At 60.1% G+C, this 6000-nt stretch carries 3 protein-coding genes; 1 reads left to right on the top strand and 2 read right to left on the bottom strand.

Annotated features, from left to right (window positions below):
• Nucleotides 1–178: 178 nt before the first annotated feature.
• Both VEB01_RS12135 and VEB01_RS12130 read right to left on the bottom strand, forming a co-directional pair.
• On the bottom strand, nt 179–3337 hold the full coding sequence (locus VEB01_RS12135) for an efflux RND transporter permease subunit (RefSeq protein ID WP_324875773.1): 3159 nt from the start codon (nt 3335–3337) through the stop codon (nt 179–181).
• Nucleotides 3338–3339: 2 nt separating this feature from the next.
• The gene (locus VEB01_RS12130) at nt 3340–4650 is read right to left on the bottom strand and encodes an efflux RND transporter periplasmic adaptor subunit (RefSeq protein ID WP_324875771.1); all 1311 of its coding nucleotides are present in this window, start codon (nt 4648–4650) and stop codon (nt 3340–3342) included.
• 550 nt (nt 4651–5200) lie between these two features.
• Here VEB01_RS12130 and VEB01_RS12125 point away from each other — a divergent pair.
• On the top strand, nt 5201–5665 hold the full coding sequence (locus tag VEB01_RS12125) for a hypothetical protein (RefSeq protein WP_324875769.1): 465 nt from the start codon (nt 5201–5203) through the stop codon (nt 5663–5665).
• The last annotated feature ends 335 nt before the right edge of the window (nt 5666–6000 follow it).

Below are 6000 nucleotides of genomic sequence, written 5' to 3'. Positions count from 1 at the left end.
CTCATCACAGGCGCCGATCACGCGCTCCCGGAGATCGATCGAATAGGCTTTCGCCATCACCGCTCCTCATTTCGCAAATACTCATCAGACCGCTTCCCGATCCCTTGGTTTCCTTTCACTAGATATGAAAATGCTCTAGTCGCTGGAGAAAGCCCGTTTTCATTGCAACGCTACCCCCTCACCGGGAAACGGTTGCGGACCGCGCATTCGCCCGTTCGGTGTGCGCTCGCCTTACCGAGTAGCTCCTGACCCACACATAAATCACCGGTATCACGATGAGCGTCAGCACGGTGGAAGTGATCATCCCGCCCACCATCGGTGCAGCGATCCGTCTCATCACTTCCGAACCGGTGCCGTGGCTCCACATGATCGGCAGGAGTCCCGCCATGATGGCAGCGACGGTCATGGCCTTGGGCCTTAGCCGCTCCGCCGCGCCCGTCATCAGAGCGGCATCGAGGTCCGCCTCGCTCATCACGCGTTTCTCTTTTTCGCATTGCCGTTGCCGCTCCCGGAAAGCTTGGTCGAGATAGATCAGCATCACCACGCCGGTTTCCGCCGCAACGCCCGCCAGCGCGATGAAACCAACGCCGACCGCCACGCTGAAGTTATAATCCAGAAGCCACACCAGCCAGACCCCGCCGATCAGGGCAAAAGGCGCGGACAGCATGACGATGAAGGTTTCCGTCAAGCTCCCGAAATTCAGGTAGAGCAGGACAAGGATGACGGCCAGGGTGAGCGGAACCACCAGCCGCAAGCGCTGTTTCGCCCGCTCCATGTTCTCGAACTGACCGCTCCAGGTGATGTAGTAGCCGGGCGGAAAACGGACAGCCTGTTCCACCGTCTGTTTGGCGTCCTGCACATAGCCCTCGATGTTCCGGTCGCGCACATCCACGTAGACGTAAGCGGACAGCATGGCGTTTTCCGTGCGAATCGCCGGCGGCCCCTGGCTCAAACTCAGATGCGCAACTTGGCCCAGAGGAACCATCGCTCCGTCCGGTGTAGGCACCAGCACGTGGTTGGCGATGGCCTCCGGGTTGTCGCGCAACTCGCGCGGATAGCGCACGATGACTGCGAAGCGCTCGCGTCCCTCCACCAGGGTGGTGACGGTTTCTCCGCCGATGGCGGCGGCGATGACGTCCTGCAACTCGCCGACCGGCAGCCCTCGACGGGCTAGGGCCTCGTAATCCGGGTCGATATTCAGGTAATAGCCGCCGGTGATGCGCTCGGCGTAGGCGCTGGCGGTGCCCGGCACGGTTTTGACGGCCTGCTCGATCTCCCGGGCCAGCCGATCCATCTCCGCCAGATCCTTGCCGAACAACTTGATGCCGATGGGGGAGCGGATGCCCGTGGCGAGCATGTCGATCCGGTTCTTGATCGGCATCGTCCAGGTATTGCTGACGCCGGGTATTTGCAAGGCCTGGTCCATTTCGGCGATCAGCTTGTCCACGGTCAGACCGGGCCGCCACTCGGACTCGGGCTTTAGGTTGACGAGGGTTTCCGCCATTTCCAGCGGCGCGGGATCAGTGGCGGTCAGCGCGCGCCCGGCCTTGCCGAACACCGATTCGACCTCGGGAAAGCTCTTGATGATGCGATCCTGGGTTTGCAGCAGTTCGGCCGCTTCGGTCACGGACAGGCCCGGTGGGGTTTGCGGCATGAACAGCAGGGCGCCTTCGTTCAGCGCGGGCATGAATTCGCCGCCCAAATGCGCGATAGGGTAACAGGTACCAGCCACAGCCAGCCCGGCCAGAAGCAGAGTCGTTTTTCTCCGGCGCATGGCCCAGCTGAGCGCCGGGCGATACCCGCGCCGCAACAGGCGATTGACGGGATTGCGTTGTTCCGCCGGAATTTTTCCGTGCACGAACAACAGCATCAATACCGGCGCCAGGGTTATCGATAGCAGCGCCGCCCCCGCCATGGCGAAGGTCTTGGTCAAAGCCAAGGGTTGAAACAGCCGCCCTTCCTGGGCTCCCAGGGCGAACACCGGCAGGAAGGAAACGGTGATGACCAGCAGACTGAAAAACAGTGGCGGCCCAACTTCCCGGCAGGCATTCGACAGGATTTCGAAACGCGGCAGACGATCTCCGTCCCGCTCCAGGTGCTTGTGGGTGTTCTCGATCATGACGATGACGGCGTCAACCATGGCGCCGATGGCGATAGCGATGCCGCCCAGGCTCATGATGTTGGAGTTCATCCCCAGGGCGTGCATGAGGATAAAGGCGATCAACACCCCGACCGGCAGCATCACGATCGCGACCAAAGCGCTGCGGAGGTGCAGCAGGAACAGCACGCATACGGCCGCGACCACGCCGCTCTCCTCCAGCAGGGTGCGGCTCAGGTTGGCTATGGCCCGGTAGATCAGCTCCGAGCGGTCGTATACCGCCTGGATGCTGACGCCCGCAGGCAGGCCCGGGGCGATTTCCCCCAGCCGGTTTTTCAGATTCTGGATAACCTCCAGCGCATTTTGGCCGTAACGGGCCAGGGCGATACCGGAAACCGCCTCGCCTTCGCCGTTCAGCTCCGCAACGCCACGCCGTTCGTCGGGGACTAGCTCCACCCGCGCCACGTCCCGCACCAATACCGGTACGCCATTGGCCGCTTTCAGCACCAGCCGTTCCAGGTCGGATTCGCCGCGCAGGTAACCCCGTCCACGCACCATGTACTCCGTTTCCGCCATCTCGATCACCCGTCCGCCGACATCGCGGTTGCCGTTGCGGATGGCCTCGCTCAGAGTTTTCGGGGAAATCCCGTAAGCTTGCAATTTGCGCGGATCGACCGTTACCTGGTATTGCCGGACAAAACCGCCGAGACTCGCGATCTCGGCCACCCCCCGGGTATTGGCCAGCGAATAGCGCAGGAACCAGTCCTGCAGAGTACGCAGCTCCGCCAGGGAATAGTCCTTGGCGAGTACCGCGTATTGATAGACCCAGCCTACCCCGCTGGCATCGGGCCCCAGCTGCGGCGTGACTCCCTGCGGCAGCTTCCCGGCGGCGGCATTTAAATATTCCAGAACTCTTGATCGCGCCCAGGAAATATCGGTGCCGTCCTCGAAGATCACATAGATGAAAGACGCGCCGAAGAAAGAAAATCCCCGTACCACACGGGAGCGCGGAATGCCGAGCATGGCGGTGGCCAGCGGATAGCTCACCTGGTCCTCCACCACTTGAGGGGCTTGGCCGGGATACTCGGTATAGACGATTGCCTGAGTGTCGGACAAATCTGGCAGCGCATCCAAGGGTATTTTCGACAGGGCATACAGGCCGCAGCCGATGATCGACAGGGTTGTCAGCAGCACCAGAAAAACATTGCGCAGGGACCAGCCGATGATTTTTTCCAGCATGGCTAACGCCTTTCAGAGCGGTTTTCGGACGTGGCGTTCTCCGCTTTCGAGACCGGTGCGGGCTTGTCCCGATCGCCGGCCACGCCCATGCCGTCCAATGCCGCCTTGAGATTGCTTTCCGCATCGATCAGGAAATTGGCGTGAGTGACGACCGTTTCGCCGGCTGCGACGCCCTCCTGCACTTCGAAGTAACCGCCAGCCCGCCGGCCCAGCTTCACGTTGCGGGGTTCGAAGACGCCTTCACCCTTCCGAATCAGAACCACCTGCCGAGTTCCGCTGTCGATCACGGCGGATTCCGGCAGCGCCAGCGATTCGCTCGGCGCCGCGGCTGTCAAATCGGCGCTGCCGTACATGCCGAGCTTCAAAAAGCCTCCGTCGTTGGGCATCTCGACGTTAACCTTGATGGTGCGGGTTTCGGGTTCCAGGTTGGGCGAAATAAAATCGATGCGGCCGCGAAACTCCCGGCCCGGATAGGCATTGATTTGTAATAAAACCGCTTGGCCCTGGCGTACCCAGCCCAGATCCTGCTCGAACACATCCGCCACAAACCAGACTTTGCTCAGTTCGGCGATGCGGAACAGCACGTCGCCCCGCCAAAAGCGCATACCTTCCACTGCCTTTTTTTCCAGCACCACGCCATCGACCGGTGACAGCAGCGGCATCTCGTTCAGGGGTACCGCATTCGGAGCCTGCAATTGTTGTAATTGATCGGGTCCGACGTCCAAGTGGCGCAGCAGTTGCAGAGCGTTGGCGGCGACCCGCTCCGCCGCAACCCTCGCGTGTCCTTTGCGCTTTTTCAGGGTTTCCAGGCGCTGCCGGGCATTCAAGTACTCCTGCTGAGCGGCCAAAAGATCGGGACTGTAGACATCCAACAGAGGTTGGCCGCGCCTGACCGCTATACCGGTTGCGTTGAGGTAAAGGCGCTGGATCCAGCCTTCGTATTTGCTGGCAACGGCATACGTACGGCGCTCGTCAACCTGGATGCTGCCGGGAGCGCGCAGGCTGCGCACCAGCTTGCGCTTTTCGATCTTTTCCGTTCTTACGCCCAGTTTTTGGATTTTTGCCGGAACGATGTTCACCAGCCGGCTCGCCGATAGTTCATCTTCGTAGACCGGTAGGTAGTCCATACCCATCTCATCCTTCTTGGGCGTGGGCGAAGTGTCGGCCGCTCCCATGGGATGGCGATAGAACAGGGGTTTTCTCTCCGCTTGGGTGGCAGGACAATCCCCCTGCCGCACCGGATACGACACAAACCACATGCCCGTTCCAGCGCCCAAGGCAAAGGTTAGAATCAACGCAAGATATCTAGTCATGGATTACTTTATCTCCGGCGGCACCGGTTAGCACAGCCACTGAAATCGCGGAACACCCACACAGCGGATAATCGATGACGGCGTAGCGCTCGGGACGGGTTTCAGCCGCGGCATCGAAGCACTGCCGACCCGTCGAATGCGACCGTGCAGCCGCGCCGATCATAGCCGATCACATTGCCTGCGACGACACGTTCCTCGCAGCCATCTACCCGGCGGAATAGGTGAAGGGTTGAGCTTTTGTCGTTTGTTTTTGGTCTTCAGCACGAACCGCCGACCTTTTTCGGTGACCGGCATGGTTCGATTGGAAGAAACAGATAAAAATCTGACCCTTTAATTGTAGAAGCTCAGACCTGATCTGACTGTAAGAAGCTGTCTTCAAACGTCACGAGCGATGTCAGGACCAGGCGCGAAAGCTTTGTCGTCGCCAACCGTCGTCATCCTAACCCAAAGAATAAGGCCGCCGTTCGGCGTTACTATTTCGCTGAAAAGAAGTCACATTATGGACTGGGTATCCTGCCCAAGGAGAACTTCGAGCTGTGGACTTTCAGATATGAAGAGGGATCTCGCCACCGCCCTCCCCGCTTTGCTGCCCCGGGCCGTAGCCTGGGCCGAGGTTCAATCACAGCAAGCCTTGAGATACGGCACCCGGCTGAATAGCCAGGGCTCGGCCCTCGCAAGCCGGGTTGGCGTTCAGCGGCCGGAACACATTCGCGTGGCGATCGTGGCCGCGCTACCGTTTCCAGAAGATCCCGAGCTGCGGGCCGCGGCTCTCGAAACAGGGCTCCTGGGTCCGGGCATGGTGGGTCTGACGCTCGGCTATGCGGTGTTCGTGTGCCAGGGGCATGAGGCCGATTCTCGGCTGCTCAGTCATGAATTCCGGCATGTATATCAATACGAAGCGGCGGGCTCCATTCAGCAGTTTCTACCGGTTTATCTCTCCCAAATGGTCGAGTTCGGCTATGAGCACGCCCCATTGGAGGTCGATGCCCGTGCCCACGAAATCCTCTATGCCTGATATGACAGTGATAATGGGACCTCCTCATGCGATCAAGGCCATAGCGCCTCAACCGGCTTAAAGTCGGGGCTGTAAGCTGGCAGCGAAATGGGGCTATCGTCAGACGAGCCGCGTGCTCGCCGACTTTCAGTGCTCGATGGTAAGGCGCGCGCCATCCCAGAGTATTTTGATCTCGCGACCAAAAACGTTGTCGTAACCGCTTAAGAATTGTAACGGTGTAATCGCCGCTGGCGCCTGGATATGGCCGGATTTCGGCTTGGTCGAGGTCGAACTCGGCCGGCAATTGTGGACACCGCTCGTTAAGCTGATCGATAAGTCAGCTACCGAGAAATCTT

Source organism: Methylocaldum sp., from assembly GCF_035627495.1.
In the GTDB taxonomy this organism is placed as follows: Bacteria; Pseudomonadota; Gammaproteobacteria; order Methylococcales; family Methylococcaceae; genus Methylocaldum.
The sequence above is the reverse complement of the archived record's forward strand: the minus strand, read 5'-3'. Positions and strand labels throughout refer to the sequence as shown.

Excerpts from the sequence above, each read along its gene's own strand:
- VEB01_RS12135 (WP_324875773.1), bottom strand. The coding sequence starts at position 3,337 with ATGCTGGAAAAAATCATCGGCTGGTCCCTGCGCAATGTTTTTCTGGTG.
- VEB01_RS12130 (WP_324875771.1), bottom strand. The coding sequence starts at position 4,650 with ATGACTAGATATCTTGCGTTGATTCTAACCTTTGCCTTGGGCGCTGGA.
- VEB01_RS12125 (WP_324875769.1), top strand. The coding sequence starts at position 5,201 with ATGAAGAGGGATCTCGCCACCGCCCTCCCCGCTTTGCTGCCCCGGGCC.